This window comes from Aphanothece stagnina RSMan2012 (genome assembly GCF_046764815.1).
GTDB lineage: Bacteria > Cyanobacteriota > Cyanobacteriia > PCC-6307 > Cyanobiaceae > NIES-981.
The window spans coordinates 112640-132236 of sequence record NZ_JBKOUC010000001.1 but is presented as its reverse complement, the minus strand read 5'-3'; the positions used below and the strand labels follow the sequence as shown (position 1 = coordinate 132236).

17 protein-coding genes, 1 tRNA gene and 2 pseudogenes are annotated in these 19597 nt (G+C 69.5%); 7 read left to right on the top strand and 13 right to left on the bottom strand.

Annotation, left to right across the window (positions count from 1 at the left end; genetic code table 11):
• The first annotated feature begins 156 nt into the window (after nt 1-156).
• Nucleotides 157-429 carry a phosphoribosylformylglycinamidine synthase subunit PurS gene (gene purS, locus ACLNEE_RS00680; RefSeq protein ID WP_411422560.1) on the top strand — a complete coding sequence of 91 codons (273 nt, stop codon included), beginning with the start codon at nt 157-159 and terminating at the stop codon, nt 427-429.
• Nucleotides 426-1079, top strand: a complete 654-nt coding sequence (gene purQ / locus ACLNEE_RS00675; RefSeq protein ID WP_411422517.1) for a phosphoribosylformylglycinamidine synthase subunit PurQ — start codon at nt 426-428, stop codon at nt 1077-1079. Before purS ends, purQ begins: the two co-directional genes overlap by 4 nt.
• A gap of 222 nt (nt 1080-1301) precedes the next feature.
• Here purQ and ACLNEE_RS00670 read toward each other — a convergent pair whose 3' ends face one another.
• A complete protein-coding gene (locus ACLNEE_RS00670) occupies nt 1302-1892 on the bottom strand; it encodes a peroxiredoxin (protein ID WP_411422516.1) in 591 nt (196 codons plus the stop codon).
• A 151-nt stretch (nt 1893-2043) separates the two neighbouring features.
• Between ACLNEE_RS00670 and ACLNEE_RS00665 the strand changes: the two genes are divergently transcribed.
• Nucleotides 2044-2565: a hypothetical protein gene (locus tag ACLNEE_RS00665; protein WP_411422515.1), complete on the top strand. Its 522-nt coding sequence runs from the start codon at nt 2044-2046 to the stop codon at nt 2563-2565.
• Nucleotides 2566-2695: 130 nt separating this feature from the next.
• Here ACLNEE_RS00665 and ACLNEE_RS00660 read toward each other — a convergent pair.
• The 6 genes and pseudogenes from ACLNEE_RS00660 to psb32 form a co-directional block, all read right to left on the bottom strand.
• Nucleotides 2696-2769, bottom strand: a tRNA-Met gene (locus ACLNEE_RS00660).
• Nucleotides 2770-2786: 17 nt separating this feature from the next.
• Nucleotides 2787-3164, bottom strand: a pseudogene (locus ACLNEE_RS17170) (M23 family metallopeptidase); the annotation flags it as partial.
• 787 nt (nt 3165-3951) lie between these two features.
• Nucleotides 3952-4443 (bottom strand): tRNA (cytidine(34)-2'-O)-methyltransferase, encoded by a 492-nt coding sequence (locus ACLNEE_RS00650; protein ID WP_411422513.1) that lies wholly within the window; start codon nt 4441-4443, stop codon nt 3952-3954.
• Between the two features lie 13 nt (nt 4444-4456).
• Entirely contained in the window at nt 4457-5044 is a 588-nt protein-coding gene (cobU, locus tag ACLNEE_RS00645; RefSeq protein WP_411422512.1) for a bifunctional adenosylcobinamide kinase/adenosylcobinamide-phosphate guanylyltransferase, read from the bottom strand.
• On the bottom strand, nt 5037-6182 hold the full coding sequence (gene pxcA / locus ACLNEE_RS00640; protein WP_411422511.1) for a proton extrusion protein PcxA: 1146 nt from the start codon (nt 6180-6182) through the stop codon (nt 5037-5039). Before pxcA ends, cobU begins: the two co-directional genes overlap by 8 nt.
• 6 nt (nt 6183-6188) lie before the next feature.
• Nucleotides 6189-6920 (bottom strand): photosystem II repair protein Psb32, encoded by a 732-nt coding sequence (gene psb32 / locus ACLNEE_RS00635; protein ID WP_412006669.1) that lies wholly within the window; start codon nt 6918-6920, stop codon nt 6189-6191.
• 90 nt (nt 6921-7010) lie between these two features.
• Between psb32 and ACLNEE_RS00630 the strand changes: the two genes are divergently transcribed.
• Entirely contained in the window at nt 7011-7718 is a 708-nt protein-coding gene (locus ACLNEE_RS00630; RefSeq protein ID WP_411422509.1) for a cofactor assembly of complex C subunit B, read from the top strand.
• Here the strand turns inward: ACLNEE_RS00630 and lptC are convergent.
• The gene (gene lptC / locus ACLNEE_RS00625; RefSeq protein WP_411422508.1) at nt 7612-8805 is read right to left on the bottom strand and encodes an LPS export ABC transporter periplasmic protein LptC; all 1194 of its coding nucleotides are present in this window, start codon (nt 8803-8805) and stop codon (nt 7612-7614) included. The two genes, ACLNEE_RS00630 and lptC, sit on opposite strands and share 107 nt — an antisense overlap.
• Nucleotides 8802-10436: pseudogene (metG, locus tag ACLNEE_RS00620) on the bottom strand (methionine--tRNA ligase); the annotation flags it as partial. The gene lptC and the pseudogene metG, both read right to left, overlap by 4 nt.
• An 88-nt stretch (nt 10437-10524) precedes the next feature.
• On the opposite strand from metG, the gene ACLNEE_RS00615 reads away from it, so the two are divergent.
• Nucleotides 10525-12354: an FAD-dependent oxidoreductase gene (locus tag ACLNEE_RS00615; RefSeq protein WP_412006668.1), complete on the top strand. Its 1830-nt coding sequence runs from the start codon at nt 10525-10527 to the stop codon at nt 12352-12354.
• Nucleotides 12355-12399: 45 nt separating this feature from the next.
• On the opposite strand, the gene ACLNEE_RS00610 is transcribed toward ACLNEE_RS00615, so the two are convergent.
• The 3 genes from ACLNEE_RS00610 to rpmG form a co-directional block, all read right to left on the bottom strand.
• Nucleotides 12400-14364, bottom strand: a complete 1965-nt coding sequence (locus ACLNEE_RS00610; RefSeq protein WP_411424545.1) for a ribonuclease catalytic domain-containing protein — start codon at nt 14362-14364, stop codon at nt 12400-12402.
• A gap of 76 nt (nt 14365-14440) precedes the next feature.
• Nucleotides 14441-14662, bottom strand: a complete 222-nt coding sequence (gene rpsR / locus ACLNEE_RS00605; RefSeq protein WP_006041316.1) for a 30S ribosomal protein S18 — start codon at nt 14660-14662, stop codon at nt 14441-14443.
• A 79-nt stretch (nt 14663-14741) separates the two neighbouring features.
• Nucleotides 14742-14936, bottom strand: coding sequence for a 50S ribosomal protein L33 (gene rpmG, locus ACLNEE_RS00600; RefSeq protein WP_411424544.1), 195 nt, complete (start codon nt 14934-14936; stop codon nt 14742-14744).
• 116 nt (nt 14937-15052) lie between these two features.
• On the opposite strand from rpmG, the gene pheT reads away from it, so the two are divergent.
• Entirely contained in the window at nt 15053-17554 is a 2502-nt protein-coding gene (pheT, locus tag ACLNEE_RS00595) for a phenylalanine--tRNA ligase subunit beta (protein ID WP_411424543.1), read from the top strand.
• Between the two features lie 23 nt (nt 17555-17577).
• Here pheT and rlmD read toward each other — a convergent pair whose 3' ends face one another.
• Nucleotides 17578-18924, bottom strand: a complete 1347-nt coding sequence (gene rlmD, locus ACLNEE_RS00590; protein WP_411424542.1) for a 23S rRNA (uracil(1939)-C(5))-methyltransferase RlmD — start codon at nt 18922-18924, stop codon at nt 17578-17580.
• 119 nt (nt 18925-19043) lie between these two features.
• Here rlmD and ACLNEE_RS00585 point away from each other — a divergent pair, with 119 nt between their 5' ends.
• Nucleotides 19044-19538: an allophycocyanin gene (locus tag ACLNEE_RS00585; RefSeq protein WP_411424541.1), complete on the top strand. Its 495-nt coding sequence runs from the start codon at nt 19044-19046 to the stop codon at nt 19536-19538.
• The last annotated feature ends 59 nt before the right edge of the window (nt 19539-19597 follow it).

Genomic DNA, 19597 nt, shown 5'->3' with positions numbered 1-19597 from the left:
CAGGCTGTGCCCTCCGGAGCCATGCCATCCGGGGCAGCGCCATGGAGGGGCCCACGCGGCGGGACATCGCGCTGGATCAGTTACCTCTTCAACCTGCACCTGCCAAGGGGGCCGGGACAAGCGAGCTGCCAAGATTTAACAAACTCCGGCTTCTCCGTGCCCGTCTACAGCGCTCGCGTTCAGGTTTCGCTCCGCCCGTCCGTGCTCGATCCAGCCGGGGAGGCGACGAGGGCCGCCGCTGCCCGCCTTGGGGTGGATGGTGTGCGCCGGCTGCGGATCGGCAAGGCCATCGAACTGGAGCTGGAAGCTCCCGATCAGGCCACGGCGCAGCAGCAGCTGGAACTGCTGAGTGATCGGCTGCTGGCCAACCCGGTGATCGAGAACTGGAGCCTCGACCTGACCGAGCTGAGCGCCGGGGAACTGGCATGACGGTCGGGATCGTGGTGTTTCCCGGCTCCAACTGTGATCGGGACGTGCGCTGGGCCCTCGAGGGCTGCCTCGGGCTGCAGACCCGCTTCCTGTGGCATGAGGAGCGCGACCTCTCCGGATTGGAGGCGGTGGTGCTGCCCGGAGGCTTCAGCTACGGCGACTACCTCCGCTGCGGGGCGATCGCCCGCTTCGCCCCGGTGCTCGAGGAGCTGCGTCACTTCGCCGAGCGGGGCGGCCCCGTGCTGGGCATCTGCAACGGCTTCCAGGTGCTGACGGAGATGGGACTGTTGCCCGGAGCCCTCACCCGGAACGAGCGGTTGCACTTTCTCTGTGAGCCGGCCGATCTTCAGGTGGAGCCGGGCTCCTGCCGCTGGCTGCAGAACTACGGCGAGGGGGAGAGGATCGCTCTGCCGATCGCCCATGGCGAGGGGCGCTTCCAGGTCGATCCGGAGCAGCTGGCCGCTCTGGAGGACCGTGGCCAGGTCGTGTTGCGCTATGCCGCCAACCCCAACGGCTCGATGGGTGACGTGGCCGGACTCACCAATGCCGGCGGCAATGTGCTCGGCTTGATGCCGCATCCCGAACGGGCCTGCGATCCCCTCACCGGCGGCACCGACGGTCAGCGGATGCTGGCCAGCCTGCTGGGCTGACCTCGTTGCGCCCACCCTTCGCGATCGGCCGTGGGCAGGACGCCGCCGTCCAGCCGTAGCGGGGAGATCATCCGCCCAGAGGGGTGCTCCATCCGGACAGCAGAAAGGGGGCCAGGGGCCCCCCGATCTGTGGATCTGCTTCATCTGTGGATCTGCCTCGGCTCTGCGGATCAGGGCGCGGAGGGCGCCGGCAGAGTCACTGGATGAACGCGGTCGCTGGAGTCAGTTCACGGCAGCGAAGAAGTCCTTGGACTTCACCGGATCAGGGTTCATCGTCTTGTCGCCGGGCTGCCAGTTGGCGGGGCAGACCTCATCGGGATGGGACTGGACGTACTGGAAGGCCTGCAGCACACGCAGGGTCTCATCCACACTGCGGCCGACGGGCAGGTTGTTGATCGTGCTGTGCATGATCACGCCGTCAGGATCGATGATGAACAGACCGCGCAGGGCCACGCCGGCCTCTTCGTCCAGCACGTTGTAGGCGCGGGCGATCTCCTTCTTCAGGTCGGCCACCAGGGGGTAGTTGCAGGTGCCCAGGCCGCCGTTCTTGCGGTCGGTCTGGACCCAGGCGAGGTGGCTGAACTCACTGTCCACCGACACACCGAGAACCTCGGTGTTCTTGCTGGTGAAGTCCGCGTAGCGGTCGGAGAAGGCGGTGATCTCCGTGGGGCAGACGAAGGTGAAATCGAGGGGGTAGAAGAAGAGCACCACGTACTTGCCGCGGTACTGGGAGAGGGAGACCGTCTGGAACTCCTGATCGACCACAGCGGTGGCCGTGAAGTCAGGGGCCTGCAGACCGACGAGCCGGGACATGCGCGAGTGGGGTGGGTAGACGAAGGGTGGACCGAAAGCGACGCGGAGCCTGGGTGCTCGAACTCGTATCGACTTCCAGTTACGAGCAACAATTTATCACAACCGGCTGCGGGCCGGGCCATAGGCTGGCACGAACCACGGGGCCAACGGGATGGGATGGGATCCGAGCGTTCTGCGCAAATACAACACCACTGGGCATTTCCGGCTGCTCAGCCGGCTGCGCAGCGAACTGAAGTCGAACCCCCTGGTGCGGCCCAAGGATGGACAGACCATCGGGGAGGTGAACCGGAGCAAGGGCCTGATCCGCGCCATGGAAGCCCGGGGTACCGGGCGCAGCCGCAGGGCGGCCGCTGCCGCGATGGCAGCGGCTGCCTTTCCGGTGGTCGTGAGCGCCGAAGAGGCGGATGGCGCCCGCTCTGAACAGAAGGCCGCTGAACGCAAGGCCTCGGAACGGAGGATGGGCGCGCGGAGCACGGCGGAGCTGAGCACGGCGGAGGGGAGCCGAGCTGAGCGCCACAGCGCTGATCACCACAATGCTGATTGGAACAGCGGGGATTGGGACGGTGGGGACTGGGACCGTGCGGATCGGAATCCCGCCGACAGCGCCTCTGCCGACCAGGGGAGCGGTCCATGCTCGTTCCGCGACCGGCTGAACGCGATTGATCTGCGCTGAGGTGCAGGGCGCCACGGCACTGGCCCGGCGCAACGTCGGGTCAGTCCAGGAGGGATGGCGACGACGCAACGATGCGCAAAGACTGTGAACAGAAGCTGTGAGCAGGGCATCACAGCAGAACAAAGCACAATGGCTCGGGGGAGACTTGAACTCCCGACCTTGGGGTTATGAATCCCACGCTCTAACCAGCTGAGCTACCGAGCCGCGGTGGGATGAGTGTATCAGGCGCGCGGCGGCAGGAACTGGAGCGGATTGGCAGCCCCTTTGGAGGGGGGGTGGATCTCGAAATGGAGGTGAGGACCGGTGCTGCGACCGGTGCTGCCCATCAGGGCGATCAGGGTGCCCTGGGCCACGTCCTGGCCGACCGACACCATCAAGCGGCTGTTGTGGGCATAGATGGAGCGGCTCCCATCGGGGTGGGAGAGCGTGACGAGATAGCCGTAGCCACCGTCATGCCATCCCGAGAACACGACCCGGCCGCGTCGCGCGGCCACGATCGGCGTGCCGACGTTGTTGGCCACGTCGATGCCCTTGTGCATGCGACCCCAGCGCCAGCCGTAACCGGAGGTGAACACCCCCTTGGCCGGCCAGATCCAGCCATCGGCCGTGGAGCCGTCGAAGGGCTCGGGCTCCGTGCCGAGGCCAGGAATCTGGGGCCAGCTCAGGCCGCCGCTGGTGCTGGGCTTCAGCCCGAGGACGGCCCGGGGACGCTGGGGAGCGGCCTGGACGAGCTGAACTTCGGTGCCGGCCACCAGCCGGGCCGTCTGCATGCCGGGATTGAGGCGCAGCAGCTCCGCCATGGTCAGGCCGTAGCGCTGGGCGATCTTGAAGACGGTGTCACCCAGACGGACCTCTCCCTTGGCCTGGACGGGTGGGGGGGCCTGCAGCGGCGGGCTGCGGCGCAGTTCAGACGTGTCGATCGAAGCCAGCATCTTGATCTGGCGGGTCTGCTGGGTGGGAACAACCAGCCAGTCACCGCGCTCGAAGCGGTGATCTTCATCGACGTCATTCAGCTGGGCGAGCCGTTCCTCCTGCAGGCTCAGCTGGGAGGAGAGCTCCTCGATGCTGACGGGACGGCGCACCTTGACCCAGAGCTTGTCGTTGCTGGGCTTCGGGAGAGCAGCCAGCAGGGTTTCGATGGGGGCCTCGTCCTGGTTGACGGGGCCGAAGGCAAAACTGACCGCCGGCACGCCGGTGGCGAGACCCGCGGCGAGAAGGAAGGTGGTTCGAAAAGATTGCAATGGCTTCATACGGTGTCCCCCAAACGACAGAGCCCAGTAGAGAAGCCGAGATCCCTGGACCGCGCAGACAGTAGCGGACGGAACCTTCGGCATCAAGTCGCCAGGGCAACAGCGAGACAGGCCAAGACCAGTAGAATCCCGGCCCTCACAGGGTTCCGGGCTCGGGCAGATCGAGTTGGCGCAGGGCCTCGAACAGCACGACACCCACCGAGACCGAGAGGTTGAGGCTGCGCACGCCCCCGTCAGGGTGCTGCCGCGGACGCCGCATCGGAATGGTGAGGCAGGTGCTGGCCTCCGCCGTCACCTCGGCCGGGAGCCCGTCGCTCTCCCGACCGAACAGCAACCAGTCGTCCGCCTGGAAGCGAAAGCCGGTGTAGGGCAGCTGGGCCTGGGCACTGAGGGCGATCAGCCGACCACCCCGATCGGTCCTGCAGGAGAGGAAGGCCGGCCAGTCGGCATGGCGGTGAAGCGGGACGTAGGGCCAGTAATCCAGACCGGCGCGCCGCAGCGTGCGGTCGTTGATGCTGAAACCGAGGGGCTCGACCAGGTGGAGTTCCTGGGCCGTCGCCGCGCAGGTGCGTGCGACGTTGCCGGTGTTCGGTGGGATCTGGGGTTGGAACAGAACGATCCTTGGCATCGCCCGAGGCTGATCAGCGGGGGACAGGCAGACCGAGACCGCTGAGGTCGAGGGCCCGCCCCGCCACCACCAGCCAGGTGGTGTCGCAGCGGGCGGCGAGCTGCTGCTCGAGGGCACCGAGCCGGTCGCGGAAGAGTCCTCCCACGGCCGTCGCGGGCACCACGCCCCAGCCGGTCTGCTCGGCCACCAGGATGACGCGCCCCGGGGAGGCAAGCAGGGCAGCCTCCAGGGCATCGCAGCGGGCCTGCCAGGCTCCCCGATCCTGATCGAGGCCCCAGGCCACCCAGGTGCCGAGCGAATCGACCAGAGCCAGTTCGCCGCCGGCAAGCTCCTGAAGCACCCGGGCCAGCTCGGCCTGGAGCTCCAGGGTGCGCCAGTGGGGCGGCCGCCGCCGCCGATGCGCCTGAACACGTTCCTGCCAGGCGGGGTCGTTCGGCAGGGCAGGCCCGGTGGCCACATAGCTGACCGGGCCGGTGTGTGCGGAGGCCAGGTGCTCCGCCCAGCGGCTCTTGCCGCTGCGGGCAGGCCCGGTGACCAGCTGAAGCCGGGGCGGCACCGCGGCAGAGCGGGCCGGCCCGGGGGGAGTCTGGAGCTCAGCCACCTCCATTCATGTTGCGCAGGGTCGCCACCGAGGAGGGAGAGACGCGGTTGAGATAGCGGAAGATCCAGTACTTGAACACCGTGGCGAGCACCACAGGGAAGGTGGCGATGAACAGCATGATGAAGTTCTGCCGAGCCGGCAGTCCGAGATGGTTCGCGACTCCATCCAGCAACACAGTCCAGCCTTCGGGACTGTGAAATCCAACAAAGATGTCCGTGAACAAAATGATGGCAAAGGCCTTGGCACTGTCGCTGAGGCCATACACCAGTTCGTCCAGAAAGCCTCGCAGAACCTGCAGATCGCGGCGCCAGACGACACACACGAAGAGAAAGCCGAACAGCCCGGCCAGGTCAGCGAAGACGTTCTTGATGGCGTGGGTGCTCTCCTGGTCGGCCTGCTCCTTGAGCTCCTGGGCGCGGGACGCCAGTTTGGCGTGGAGCTCCTCCCGGGAGGGGAGCGGCTGTCCGGTCAGCAGATAGTCGAATTCGATCTCGGCGCGGTAGACCCTGAGTTTCTCCACGGCCCGCTCCTCGAGCTGGGGGCTCGGGTAGCTCAGAAAGGCATGGTCGGGGGCAAAGCGGTCCACCAGGGGGGAGACCAGGTAGGTGCGGCTGACCTGCTGGACCAGCACCGGCACCAGGATCAGCAGCAGCAGGATCCGCAGCGACACCAGGGTGGAATCGCGGCGCCGCCGGAAGCCCGCAACCATGTTGGCTTCGGCCTCAGGATCGAGCTGGCGGCGCACCTGATCCACAACCCCCAGCAGGCTGCGGGGGAGCACCTCCGGCGAACGGCTGATCGCCGGCAGGGGTTGGCGGCGGACGGGGTAACGGGAGACGACCGTCTCGATCAGCTGCAGCTGGCGTTGCTCCTGGCCGATCAACTCGCCGCGATGGGCCTCCAGGGTGACCAGGCTCTGCCGGCAGATCTCCAGAGCGGCCCGAAAGCGGCGCAGGAGCTGGGCCTGGGCAGCCCGGGGAAGCGCCAGCTCGAGTTCAGGACGGACAGGTCTGTCGTTGTAGTGCTCGAGCTCGATGCTCTGAATCAGCAGAGCAGCCTCATAGCCCCGATCCAGGTCGTGGCTGACATCGTGGGCCTCCGCCCGACGAAAGGCACCGAGCCAATCGGTGAGGGCCATCGGTGATCAGCGGGAAAAGACCCACCAGGTGGCCATCGGCACGATGGTGCCGACCACGAGCAGCACGATCACCCAGGTGAAGGCGTTGCTCTCGGCGGTCTCCTCACGGGTGGGGATGTTGGTGGGTGCCGCGACGATCTCCGCCGTGACGGGCTCGCCAGGATCCTCGCCGCCCTGCAGCACGCTGAGCAGACGGTCAATGCCATCCAGACTCGCCTGGCGGAAACGGGCGCCTTCACGGATCGGCAGCGCCATCGTGGTGCGGGCCGTGCTGCGCAGCAGGCTGGGGGGCAGCTGCCCCTCCAGGCTGGGCGACGCAACCACGGCAGCGGTGTTCGTCTGGCTGTCGATCAGGAACAGCAACTGGTTCTGGAGGCCGGCGCTGCCCTGCCAGCGCTCCAGCAGCTGCTCGCCCAGCTGGGGAAGGCTCAGGCCGTAATCCAACCGCTTGACCGTGACAAGGTGCGCATCGATGCGCTGGTCGGTGAGCCCCTCGAGCTGGTGGCTCACCTCGGCGTTGGCGGCACGGCTCAGCACGGCGGCGGTATCGAGCACCCTCTCCTCAGGTGCAGTCGCAGGGAAGCCCTCAGCCGAAACGGCCAGGGCCGGTGCAGCCAGACCAAGCAGCAGCAGCATGGCCACAGCCCAGCCGGTGCAGCGGCGCAGCCAGTGCCCGGGGCCGGCGGCGGCGCTGCCGAAGGGGACCGCAGGGTGGGGCCGGCGCAGGTGGGGAATCAAGGGCCTGGGGCATGCTTGTGCCTAGTTTGCCTGCTGTGGCCAGGAGTGTCCGCGCCATCGCGGCGCTCCCTCCCCATCCGCTCGTGGCGCATGAACCTCCCCACCCCTGCCCGGGTCTGTCTGTCCCTCGGGGTGGTGGGACTGGCGCTGGTGGTGGCCAACCAGCTCACCGCCCCCCGGCTTGATCCAGCTCTCGAGCGCGCCGGGGTGCTGGCCAGTCTGCTGGCGGTCGGGCTGATGCTCGTCGCCGTGCTCTGGACCAGGGCCGTGCCGGAGGCGGCGGCACGGGCCCCCCTCGAGGGCACCGATGGGCTGTGGCGCTTGCCCGACCTGCCTGAGGCGGTCAACGAGGAACTGGGCTGGGGAAGCCAGATGCTGCTGACGGCGACGCCGGCCGTGGTGATCGCCGTGCACTGGGAGGGGCGGTGCCTGCTGCGCCGCGGGCTGCTGGGGCAGGGGAGCTTCGAGCCCGGTGCGATCTGCCGGCGCGCCATGGAACGGGGGAAGCCCCTCTCCCTGGTCAATCTGAGCCTCTACCCGGGCCGTGAGGAATTCCAGGGCCTGCTGCCGGATCTCCCGGCGGTGCTGATTCAACCGCTGGGGGAGGCCGGGGTCGTGGTCCTGGGTGGATGGTCAACGCGCTGCTTCAGCCGCAGCGACCTGACCTGGGTGGAGGGTTGGGCCCAGCGGCTCACAGGGCGATTGCTGGACGCTTCCGTTTCCGATCGGTGTCAGGATCGGCGGGAGCACCCGGAAGGCCGGGCTGACCTCCTGGCGGCAGACGGAACTCCGTCGTGACGCGCCCGCCGCTCCCGCCGAACTGCACAAAGCCATTTTTCGCGACGCGACCGGCCAGACGCTCCGAGCGGGTGACCTGGTCGGGGTCCTGACGCCGCAGCGTGACCCCGCCGACGGCCTCCACCGCTCCGGTGCTCCAGTTCCAGTGGCACCGAGCGGCTGTCAGCAGGTCGCCGGGCTGGGTCAACCGGCAGGCTCCGCCCACTTCCGCCGTGGTGGCGGCCAGGTCGAGGCGGAGTCGGTCACCGGAGAGGGTCGCCCGCCCCAGGCGTCCGGTGAAGGGCTCGGCTGTGGAGACGAGCCGGCCCGCGAGGTCCAGCCGGGCCTGGCGGGCCTCCAGGGAACCGTCCTTGGCAGGGTCACTGAGGCGCACTGGACCCGCCAGGTCGATGATCTGGGTGCGGGTATTGGCGCGCAGCGATGGGGCCGTCAGGGTCTGGAGCGAGCTGTCCGGCTGGAGGCGCTGGCCGCGCACGGGGCCGACCGCGCGCAGGTCTCCGGAGCCGGGCAACCAGTCGAGCGAGGCCACCTTCAGCCGGAGCGGATCCTGGCCTTCTCGCACCAGCTCGGGCTGACCGCGAAGCTCCAGGCGGTCCTGGTCGATCAGGAACCGGACCTGCTGGCTGGTGAGCCGCAGGTCGGACTGGGTCGCCAGCGGAGAACGGTCGATCTCCATGAGCTTGCGGGCCGGGTACCAACGCACCCGCTGGGCCGTGATCACCAGGGGATGGTCGGAATCGAGGCGCTGCACCCGGGTCGGCCCCTCCAGCTGCACCAGCTCGCCATCATTGAGCACCACGCCGTTGGCAGCCGTGAAGCGGTAGAGAGCCCGCCCCTGGCTGTAGAGAACGCCGCGGAGGTCCCGCGACTGGGCGACCCGCCGGCTGAGGTCATAGCGCGTCTCGGGACTGGTGAGCTCCCAGAGGGGGCGTCCGGCCGCATCCTGCTGGCGGAGGTTGAGGCTGCGGAAGACGAAGGGCTGGATGCGCTCCTCCTGCGCTTCGGGGGCGCGGCAACCAGCGATCAGAAGGGGCAGCAGGAGCCCCAGCCCGAGGCTAGCCCGCCCTGCCGCCGCGAAGGGTCTCACAGCGGTGCGTCGAGTTCCAGCCGCGCCAGCACCGGCTCGGGCGCGGGCAGGGGCTGGCCGGGCTGAAGCAGACCCCATTGCTGGGCCTGGAGCCAGGGGGCGCCCCTGGATGGCGCTGAACAGGGCTCGGCGGAAGGGCTGGGGTCCGAGGGGCTGGGTTCCGAAGGGCTGACAGGACCGCTGGCGAAGGGCGCGAGGGCCAGCTGGCTGAGCATCCGCTCGGAGAGATCGGGCAGCAGCGGGGCCAGCAGGACGGCCACCCAACGGGCCGCTTCGAGCACCGCATACAGGTCGGCGGCCACCTGGACCTCCTGGCCTGGCTGCTTCATCCGCTTCCAGGGGGCCTGGTCATTGAGATAGCCGTTGGCCGCCGTGGCCAGCTGGAGCGTGGCCTCGGCCGCCCGTCTGAAGTCGAGCTGATCGAGCCCCTCCCGCACCCGCTGGCCCGCTGCCAGGGCCGCCACGGCCAGGGGGTGCCCAGCCACGGCTCCGTCTCCAGCCGGCGGGATGGATCCGTCGAACCACTTGCGGGCCATCGAACTGGTGCGGTTGAGGAGATTGCCGATGGTGTTGGCCAGGTCGTTGTTCACCAGATCCGTGAAGCGCTGCTGCTGAAAATCGCCGTCATCGCCGAAGGGGATGTCGCGGAGCAGATACCACCGCACCGGGTCCCGGCCGCAGCGGGTGAGCAGCACGTCAGGATCGAGCACATTCCCCAGCGACTTACCCATCTTCTGGCCCTCCCGGGTGAGGAAACCGTGGCCGAAGACCCGCTCCGGCAGGGGGAGGCCCGCCGACAGCAGCATCGCGGGCCAGTAGACGGCGTGAAAGCGCAGGATGTCCTTGCCGATCACGTGCAGCTGGGCCGGCCAGCCCTGCGCGAGGATGTGCTCCAGCTCGATCGACGCCTCAGGCTCCAGCAGGGCCGTGAGGTAACCCAGCAGGGCGTCGAACCACACGTAGAAGGTGTGGCCGGGATGGCCGGGCACCGGAATCCCCCAGGGCAGGTCGACCCGGGAGATCGAGAAGTCGCGCAGGCCCTGGGCCACGAAGTTCTCCACCTCGCGGCGGCGGCTGGGGGGCTGGATGAAGTCCGGCTGGGCGATCAGCGATTCGATCGCCCCCTGGTAGCGGGAGAGCCGGAAGAAGAGGTTGACCTCATCACGCCACTCCAGGGGCTTGCGGTGGATGGGGCATTCGGGGTCCTGCGCTTCATGCGGGTCATCCTTGAATTCCTCACAGGCCACGCAGTACCACCCCTGCTGACGCCCCTCCAGGACGTCGCCGCTGGCCTCCACCCGGGCGAAGAACTGCTCCACCAGCTGACGGTGGCGCGGATCGGTGGTGCGGATGAAGCGGTCGTGGCTGATCTGCCAGCGTTCCCAGAGGTCCCGGTAGCCGGCGCTGACGCTGTCGCAGTGGGCCTGGGGACTCAGACCGGCGGCCTCGGCGGTGCGCTGGATCTTCTGGCCGTGCTCATCGCAGCCGGTGATGAACACCACCCGTTCACCCCGCAGCCGCCGGTAGCGGGCGATCGCATCGCAGGCCAGCGTCGTGTAGGTGCTGCCCAGGTGGGCGCGGTCGTTGACGTAGTAAAGCGGGGTGGTGAGGGTGTAAGACATGCGGCGGGAATTGGCCCGGCGGGACTCTGGGCTCGCTGCGCCGCCGGAGCGGCCCTGTGCCGGGGCCGGATCCTACCCATCGTGCCCGTGATTCCCGATGACTGAGCAGCAGGTGCCCCTGGCGGTCTGGGGCGGCGGTACCGGTGGTGCGGCGGCAGCCATCCAGGCGGCCCGAGCCGGTGCCCCGACCCTCCTGCTCACGCCAGGGGCCTGGCTCGGGGGAATGGTCAGCGCCGCAGGGGTCTGCTGCCCGGACGGCAACGAGCTGACGCCCTGGCAGACCGGGCTGTGGGGAGCCCTGCTGCGGGAACTGGCCCGCCGGGAGCCCGCCGGACTCGATCACAACTGGGTCAGCTGCTTCGGGTACGCGCCCGCAACGGCCGAAGCGGTCCTGCGGGCCTGGGTGGCCGAGCTTCCCTCCCTCACCTGGTGGCCCAACTGCAGGCTGCTGGGGGTGCGCCGGATCGGAGCACGGATCGAGGGACTTGAACTCGAGCGCCTCGATGGCGAGGGACGGGTCGCGGCACGGGTGGAGCTCCGGCCCCGGCTGGTGGTCGATGGCAGCGATCGCGGCGAGCTGATCGGCCTCGCCGCGGCGCCCCATCGGCTGGGCTGGGAGCCCAGGGAGCTGTGGCAGGAGCCGAGCGCACCGGCTGCCAAGGACCTGGCGGAGGATCCCTTCTTCAGGCGGCAGCCCGTGCAGTCGCCGACCTGGGTGGCGATGGGGCAGCTGCGTCAGGACCGGGTGTGCCCCGCGGGAGCCCCCAGCCTGCGCGAACCCTTCGCCCAGGCCACGGCAGCCTTCGGGCTGGAGCGCACCCTCACCTACGGCCGCCTGCCGGGCGACCGCGTGATGTTGAACTGGCCCCTGCACGGCAACGACTGGCACCGCGGCCTGGATGGGGCCTTCGGTGACGATGCGGCCCGGGAGGCCGAGCTGGTGCTGGCGATGCAGGAGCACAGCCTCGCCTTTGCCGCTGCCCTCACGGAGGCCAGCCAGGGATGGCTGGAGCTGGCGGAGGTGTTTCCGCGCAACGGCCGGAGCGCGGACCTGGCAGGCCCCTCCCCCCTCGCCCTGATGCCGTACTGGCGCGAGGGACGCCGCCTGCAGGGGCTGTCCACGGTGATCGAGCAGGACCTGCTGCCCCGGGGGGCCGGGGCAGCGATCGCCCCGCTCCCCGGAGGCGACGGCCGCTCGAGCGCTGTCGCCGTGGGTAATTACGCCAACGACCACCACTATCCAGGGCCGGACTGGCCGCTGGCGGCCAAGAGCTGCCGCTGGGGCGGGCGCTGGAGCGGCACGCCCTTCTGCATCCCCTACGGAGCCCTCGTGAGTGAGGCGGTGGTGAATCTGCTGGCGGCCGACAAGGCGATCAGCGTGAGCCACATGGCGAACGGGGCGACACGGCTCCAGCCACTGGTGCTCAATCTCGGCCAGGCCGCCGGGATGGCGGCCGCCCTGTGCCTTCAGGGGAACCGGGAGCCGGCCGAGCTGCCGCTGGAGCCGTTGCAGCGGGCCCTCGTGCTCGACCCGCGGGCTCCGGCCGCTCCCATGCCCCTGTGGGACACCCCCTGGCACCATCCCAACTGGCGGGAGCGGCAGCTGGCGGCCCTGGAGGATCCCGCCCTGCTGGGCACCGATGGGCACCTGGCGTGCCCCGGCAGCCTGCGGCAGAGCCTCGGTGAGGATCTGCTCCCGAGCCAGGCGCCGAAGGAGCCCGGTGAGCAGAGCTGGCGGGGCAGCCTCAGCGCCGATGGGGAGGGTGGCTATCGGCTCACGACCGCCACCGACTGCTGGCCCGTGATCACCCTGGAGCCGGCCCTGCACCGCTGGCTCGAGGACCTCGACGGGGCCAGGACGGTGACCGTGGTGGGGTGCTGCAACCCCTGGGGCCCCTGGCTGCGGATCTCGCGCCTCGACGGCTGACCCCGGAGGCCAGGGCGCTCGAGGCGCCCTGGGGCTGAGGCTGCCTCAGGCCGTCGCCACCAGCTGGAGCTGGTCGCGGAGGGGGTCGACCCGGTGCACCCGCACCAGCAGGGCCGTGCCGGGTTCCGAGCCGCCCGGACATTGGGCCGCCAGGTCCATGGCCAGCTCGTCGACATGGACCAGACCGAGGCCGTCCTGGGGGCGAAGCCAGCGCAGGAACTGGGCCATCCACTGGCCAGAACGATGGGCCTCGAACCACACCTGCTGCCAGTGGCGCTGGTCTTCGCGGCTGATCTGGATGCCCTGGCGGATGGGCCCCTCCAGTTCGGTCAACAGGGCCTGCACCGCCTCGGCCTCGAGGGGCCGGCCGGCCTGCTGTTGCGCGAGGAGCTGACGCTGCACCAGCAGGTCTCCATAGCGGCGGATCGGCGAGGTGGCCTGCACGTAGGCCGGCAGCCCCAGGCTGAAGTGGGGGCTGGGGGTCGCTCCGGTGTGTCCGCGGCTGAGGCAACGCTTCAGGGCGGCATGGCGCACCGGCCCGGGGGGGAGGGCATCGAGTTCGGCCCCAGGCGGCAGCGTCGCCGGCAGCTGGCTCCTGTAGGGCAGGGCCAGCCCATGCTCCATGCCGTGGGCCGCCACGACCGACCCCGCCAGGACCATGGCCTCGGCCACCATCAGCCGCGAAGCACTGGGTTCGGTGATCTCCAGCACGGGCTCGCCGGCCTGAACCCGGATGCGTCCCTCGGGTTGGTCCATCAGCAGGGCCCCGCGCGCCACCCGCCAGTCGCGACGGCGGCCGAGCAGCCGGTGCAGATCGCTGAGATCCCGTTCCTGGGGAGGGGCCAGCTCGATCAGCTCGTCGGCGTCCTCGTAGGAGAGGCGGTAGGTGGGGCGCACCCAGCTGCGCACCAGCCGGTAGGCGCTCACGGCACCTGCGGCATCGAGATCCACACCGACGCTCCAGGCGGCGCAGGTCTGGCCGGCCCGCAGGCTCAGCGGACCCAGGGCCAGGGCCTCGGGGAACATCGGCAGGATGCCGCTGGCCAGGTACAGGCTGCTGGCGCGGCGGCGGGCCTCCAGGTCGAGCGGAGAGCCGGCGGCCACGAGGCGCCCGGGGTCGGCCACGTGGATCCAGATCCGGAGATCCCCGGAGGGGAGACGCTCCAGCGCCAGGCCGTCATCGATGTCACGGGTATCGGCATCGTCGATGGTCACGCAGCGCTGGAGCAGCAGATCGACCCGCTGGTCATCGCCGGGCAGTGCGGAGCCGGCACGCTCGATCAGCTGCTGGGCTTCAGCCTCGAGCTCGGCACTGAAACCGGTCTCCCAGCAGGTGTCCTGCAGGGAGGGCAGATGGTGGGCCTGCCACTGACCCAGATCCACCAGCAGGTGGCGGATGGCGCCACTGTCGGCGGGGCAGTGGGCGGCCTGGAGGGCCCGGCGGAGCTCCACCGGCAGCTCCCCCACCCCCCGACCGGAGGCCCAGTCGATCAGCAGATCCAGGTCGGCCTGCTGCCGGGGATCCAGGCTGCTGCGCTCCAGGGGTTGTCGCCGTTGGAGGGCCTCCTGCCACTGCGACTGGCGGCGCTGCTGCAGGGCGATGCGGTGGCGGTCCTGGCGGAGCTGGCGAAGGTCGTGCGGGGCCCGGGCGGCGATGCCCTGATGCCGCGTCCGGAACAGCAGCTGGGAGCCATGCAGCCACAGCCAGCAGGAGGCCAGCACGACGGGATCGGTGCTGGACGCCACCAGCTCCACCCAGTCCGCCAGGCAGAGCTCCTGGTCCGCTTCGAGCAGAAGCAGCCAGGCGGCGGCGAAATCCCGGGGCCGGGGCTGGGCCTGCTGCAGGTCCTCGGCACTGAACAGCCAGGGGAAGACCCCCAGGCGCTCCGGTGCGGAGGCACCGGGGGGCAGGGGGCTGATGGGCTCGATGGCCCGCTGCGGAAGCTGCTGACGCCGGCCCTGAAAACCAACGCTCAGCTCCAGCCTGGATCCCTTGGGCTGCAGCACCACGGCGAGGTGGACGCCGCGGTCGTCACGGACGCCGACGAGATCCCCGGGATGGAGGGCAGCCTGGCTCAGGACGACGTCAGCCTTCGGGGTTCACGAACGGCAGCAGGGCCACGATCCGAGCACGCTTGACGGCATTGGTGAGATCGCGCTGCTGCTTGGCCGTCAGGCCGGTGAGACGACGGGGCAGGATCTTGCCGCGCTCGGTGATGAATTTCTTGAGCAGATCGACGTCCTTGTAGTCGATCGGGTCACCGGGCTTGATCGGCGAAAGGCGCTTCTTGAAGAAGGAACTGGACATGAAGGGGCAGGAAGGGAAGGAACGTGGAAGTTGCCGCTGCGATGGACCCGAACCCGAAGGGACGGGCGGGACGGCAGGTTCACTTGATCTCTTTGTGAACGGTCGCCTTGTTGCAGTGGGGGCAGAACTTCTTGAGTTCCAGCCGTTCGGTGGTGTTGCGGCGGTTCTTCTCGGTGGTGTAGCGGGACACACCAGGAGACCGCTTGGCGGGGTTGGACCGGCATTCGGTGCACTCGAGAGTGATCACGATCCGGACGCCCTTGTTCTTAGCCATGAAGGACGTTGCGCCGCGTGTGCGAAGCGAGATGACAACTTCGCACCTTACCTCCCGGAGGGACCGGACCCCGACCAATCTCTAGGATCCGCTCCTCGTGATGTGGTCGGCGGTCGATGCGGGTCTCGCTCCGGTGGTTGAGGGAGCTGGTGGGGGCCCCGGCCGCAGACTCCGCCTCGGCGGCGGCCGACGGGTTGTTCGGGCCTGAGTTCCGGGCGGAGGAGCTGGCGGAACGGCTGTCGATCGCCGGATTCGAGGTGGAGGCGATCGACGACCTCTCCGCCCAGGCCCGCGGGGTCGTCGTGGGCTACGTGGCGGAACGGGCCCCCCACCCCAACGCGGACAAACTGAGCGTCTGTCAGGTGGAGGTCGGCGGCGATCAGCGGCTGCAGATCGTCTGCGGCGCCGCGAATGTGCGTGCCGGCATTCACGTGCCCGTGGCCCTGGTCGGCACCACCCTCCCGGCGGTGCAGCTCACGATCAAACCGGCGGAACTTCGGGGGGTGGCCAGCAGCGGCATGATCTGCTCGCTCACGGAGCTCGGCCTCGGCGACAGCTCCGGCGGCATCGCCGTGCTGGACGATCTTCTTGACGAGGTCCCGGAGCTGGGGAGTCCCGTCGGTCCGAGCCTCGGCCTCGACGACACCATTCTGGAGCTGGCGATCACCGCCAACCGTCCCGATGGGCTCTCGATGCAGGGCATCGCCAGGGAGGTGGCCGCCCTGCTGGGTCTGGAGACCCGCTTCGAGGCGCCGCCGGAGGCCATCGACGCCAGGCCGCTGCCCGGCACCGCCGAGACCCGCCGGGCCATCGAGGAGGGCGGACTGTTCAGTCTCACGGCCCTCACGGGGCTGGCCGTGACGGCCTCACCGCTGTGGATCCAGCGCAGGCTGCAGAACGCCGGGGTTCGGCCGATCAACAGTGTGGTCGACATCACCAACCTGGTGATGCTGGAAACGGGGCAGCCCCTGCATGCCTTCGACCGCGACCGTCTGGCGAAGCTGGCTCCGGCCGCCGGCACGCCAGGTCCAGCCCGTCCCGAAGCCGATCCAGCCGCCGTCGGCCTCCGCCACGCCCTCGAGGGCGAGCGCCTCACGACCCTCGATGGCGAGGAGCGTGTGCTCGGCCCGGAGGCCCTCACGGTGACCTATGGGGATCGGCCGATCGCCCTGGCCGGACTGATGGGAGGAGCCGACGAGGCCGTGCAGGAGGCCACCACGGCCATCTGGCTGGAGGCTGCGGTCTTCGCCCCCCAGGCGGTGCGACGGTCGGCACGGAGTGTGGGGTTGCGCACCGAGGCCAGCAGCCGCTTCGAGAAGGGCCTGCCCCTGGAAGCCACGCTGGCCGCCAGCGACCGGGCCTGCCAGCTGCTGCAGCAGATCTGTGGGGGCCAGGTGGAGTCGCGCTGGCTGCATCGGCGTGAGGCGTGCGAGAGCGCTCCGCTGCACCTGCGCCGTGATGCGCTTCACAACCTGCTCGGACCGGTTGTGGTGGATGGTGAGGCCGACGATCTCGCTGACGAGCGGATCGAGCAGACCCTCGCGGCGATCGGCTGCAGCCTGGCGGCCGAACCGGAGGGCTGGGTGGTGCGGGTGCCGCCATCCCGGGCGATGGACCTGCGCCGGGAAGTGGATCTGATCGAGGAGGTGGCCCGCCTGGTGGGCTACGACCACTTCGCGAGCCACCTGCCCGATCCGATCGAACCCGGGGGGCTGCGGCCGGAGCAGCAGGCCGAACGCCGGCTGCGCCGGGGCCTCTGCGCCGCCGGGCTGCAGGAGGTCTGTTCCTACTCCCTGGTGAACGCCGACCCGGCTCGTCTTCCCCTGGCGAACCCCCTCCTGGCCGACTACGGCCACCTGCGGGACACGATCCACCAGGAGCTGCTGGAGGCGGCCCGTCGCAATCTCCAGGCAGGGCAGGCGGGGTTCTGGGCCTTTGAGATCGGGGCCGTGTTCAACCGGGAGGGCGGCCAGCGGGAACTGCTGGTCGGCGTGATCAGCGGTGAGCGACGGGCCGAGCGCTGGAGCAGCAGTGGCAAGCCCAGGCCACCAGGCTATTTCGAGGCGCGGGGATGCCTGGAGCAGGCTCTCGCCGGCCTCCAGATCGTCACCGAGGACCGGGTGCTCAGCGATCATCCCCTGCTCCATCCCGGCCGGGCGTCTCTGGTCGTGGTGGAGGGCCGTCCGGCGGGCTGGTTCGGCCAGCTCCATCCCGAACAGGCTGAGCAACAGGACCTCCCCGCGGCCACCTACGTGTTCCAGCTGGAGATGGCGGCCCTGGTGACGGCAGCCACGCGCCGGAACCGCTGGCAACCGAGCTTCAGCCCGTTCCCGACCGTGCCCGCGTCGGAACGCGATCTCGCCCTCGTGGTGCCGACCAGCACCCGGGCCGCCGACCTGCTGCAGGTGATGCGCAAGGCCGGCCGCCCCCTGCTGGAGCAGGTGGAGCTGATCGATCGCTACGAGGGAACCCAGGTCGGGGAGGGGCAGTGCAGCCAGGCCTTCCGCCTTCGCTACCGCGATCCCAGGCGCACCCTCACGGATGCCGATGTGGAGGAGGCCCACAGCCGCATCCGCCAGGCCCTGGAGCGGCAATTGGGGGTCCAGTTGCGCAGCTGAGCACAAAGAGGAAGCCCCGCCGCTCAGCCGGTGCGCCTCAGCACCGCCAGGGTCTCGATATGGCTGGTCTGGGGGAAGAAGTCGAGCGGCTGCACCGAAGCGATGGCATAGAGCCCCCCCTCGACCAGCTGGCCCAGATCCCTCGCCAGGGTCGCCGGATCACAGCTGAGGTACAGCAGGCTGGCGGGGGGGCACTGCCGGATCAGCCGGAGCACCGTCGGGTCGAGTCCCTTGCGGGGAGGATCGACCAGCAGAGCGTCACAGCCGGTGAGCCGGGCCTCGAGGATCTCGGCCACGTTGGCCGTCTCGAAACGGGCGCGGTCCGTCAGGGTGTTGATCTCGGCATTGATCCGGGCCAGGCGGATCGCCTCGGCGTTGCGTTCGATGCCGTGCACCGTCCAACCCGCTGCAGCCAGGGGGAGGCTGAAGGTGCCGATGCCGCAGTAGGCGTCCACCAGCACCCCCGGGGTCTCCGCGGCCAGGGCGGCCAGCAGCAGGGTCACCACCCGTTCCGCCTGGGTGGTGTGGACCTGGAAGAACGTGTCGGTGGCGATCCGCAGGTCCAGCCCACTGAAGCGCTCCATCAGCCAGCTGCGGCCTGCCACCAGCGTGGTCTGGGGCCCCATCAGGGTGTTGGTGGGTCGTGGCTGGAGGTTGAGGGTGACCCCCACCAGGGTGGGCCAGCGGTCCAGCCAGCGCTGCGCCCAGTCGGCGAGATCCGGGAACTCATCATGGCTGCTGATCAGGGTGAGCAGCACCTCTCCGGTGTGGTGGCCCACCCGAAGCGACAGATGACGGAGTCCGCCGCCATCGCGGAGATCACGGTCCACCGGCCAGCCGCTGATCTCCAGGTCCGCTTTCAGGGGGGCAATCAGCGCATCGAGGCGCGGATCCAGCACCGGACAGCGGTTCATGTTGACGATCCGGTGGGATCCGCGGCGGTAGTAGCCCGCCCGCAACGGGCCTTCAGGAAGCCGCTCCAGGGGGATGATCGCGCGGTTGCGATAGCCCAGAGGCTGCGGAGAGGCCAGGGTGGGGGCGACGATCGGATCCAGGTGGGCCAGGCGACGCAGCGTCTCCACGAGCCGGCTGCGCTTCCAGTCGGCCTGGGCAGGGTCGTCCAGATGCTGGAGGGAGCAACCACCGCAGTGGTCGGCCAGGATGCAGGGAGGTCGGCGCCGGTCAGCGGACGGCTCGAGAACGCGCTCCAGGACGGCCAGCCGCAGGCGATGGGCACGGCTGTGCAGCCGCACCGCGACCCGCTCACCGGGCAGGGCACCGGGGACGAAGCAGGCCTGGCCATCGAGGCGGCCCACGCCCTGCCCGTCATGGGAGAGACCATCAATGCGGAGCTCCACCCGTTCGTTCATCTGCAGCCTCTGCTCCCGAAGGGGACCCTAGGCTCTGCAAAGTGCCGTTACACCTTGTTCCTGGGCCAGGGGGGAGCCCGGCGAACTCGATACACTGACGCCTGCACGTGGTCGCAGCGATGAGCGTCGTTCGGGATCTGATCCTTCAGGCAGATGATCAGCTCCGCTATCCGAGCGGCGGCGAGCTGCGCTCGATGGTCGATTTCCTCAGCGGAGGGTCCCGGCGCCTTGCGGTGGTGCGGGTGCTCACCGACAACGAGAAAAAGATTGTCGATGAGGCCGCCAAGCAGCTCTTCGCCCGCAAGCCCGATTACGTCGCCCCGGGCGGCAACGCCTATGGCCAGAAGCAGCGGGCCCAGTGCCTGCGGGACTACAGCTGGTACCTGCGGCTGGTGACCTACGGGGTCCTGGCCGGCAGCACCGAGCTGATCCAGCAGATCGGGCTGGTCGGAGCCCGGGAGATGTACAACAGCCTGGGTGTGCCGATGCCGGGGATGGTCGAGGCGATGCGCAGCCTCAAGGAGGCCGCTCTCGCCTTGCTGAGCACGGAGGAGGCCAGCATGGCTGCCCCCTACTTCGACTTCCTCATCCAGGGGATGCAGACACCCACCTGATCCAGCTCGGAGGCTGCTGATCGCCGCAATCCGGCCAGCGGCCAGTCTATCCGTCTCAT

What these genes read in the sequence shown, in the direction of transcription:
- ACLNEE_RS00615 (WP_412006668.1), top strand. Translation starts at nt 10,525, where the DNA reads ATGACTGAGCAGCAGGTGCCCCTGGCGGTCTGGGGCGGCGGTACCGGT.
- ACLNEE_RS00670 (WP_411422516.1), bottom strand. Translation starts at nt 1,892, where the DNA reads ATGTCCCGGCTCGTCGGTCTGCAGGCCCCTGACTTCACGGCCACCGCT.
- rlmD (WP_411424542.1), bottom strand. Translation starts at nt 18,924, where the DNA reads ATGAACGAACGGGTGGAGCTCCGCATTGATGGTCTCTCCCATGACGGG.
- ACLNEE_RS00650 (WP_411422513.1), bottom strand. Translation starts at nt 4,443, where the DNA reads ATGCCAAGGATCGTTCTGTTCCAACCCCAGATCCCACCGAACACCGGC.
- pxcA (WP_411422511.1), bottom strand. Translation starts at nt 6,182, where the DNA reads ATGGCCCTCACCGATTGGCTCGGTGCCTTTCGTCGGGCGGAGGCCCAC.
- purQ (WP_411422517.1), top strand. Translation starts at nt 426, where the DNA reads ATGACGGTCGGGATCGTGGTGTTTCCCGGCTCCAACTGTGATCGGGAC.
- pheT (WP_411424543.1), top strand. Translation starts at nt 15,053, where the DNA reads ATGCGGGTCTCGCTCCGGTGGTTGAGGGAGCTGGTGGGGGCCCCGGCC.
- rpsR (WP_006041316.1), bottom strand. Translation starts at nt 14,662, where the DNA reads ATGTCCAGTTCCTTCTTCAAGAAGCGCCTTTCGCCGATCAAGCCCGGT.
- ACLNEE_RS00585 (WP_411424541.1), top strand. Translation starts at nt 19,044, where the DNA reads ATGAGCGTCGTTCGGGATCTGATCCTTCAGGCAGATGATCAGCTCCGC.
- ACLNEE_RS00630 (WP_411422509.1), top strand. Translation starts at nt 7,011, where the DNA reads ATGAACCTCCCCACCCCTGCCCGGGTCTGTCTGTCCCTCGGGGTGGTG.
- ACLNEE_RS00665 (WP_411422515.1), top strand. Translation starts at nt 2,044, where the DNA reads ATGGGATGGGATCCGAGCGTTCTGCGCAAATACAACACCACTGGGCAT.
- rpmG (WP_411424544.1), bottom strand. Translation starts at nt 14,936, where the DNA reads ATGGCTAAGAACAAGGGCGTCCGGATCGTGATCACTCTCGAGTGCACC.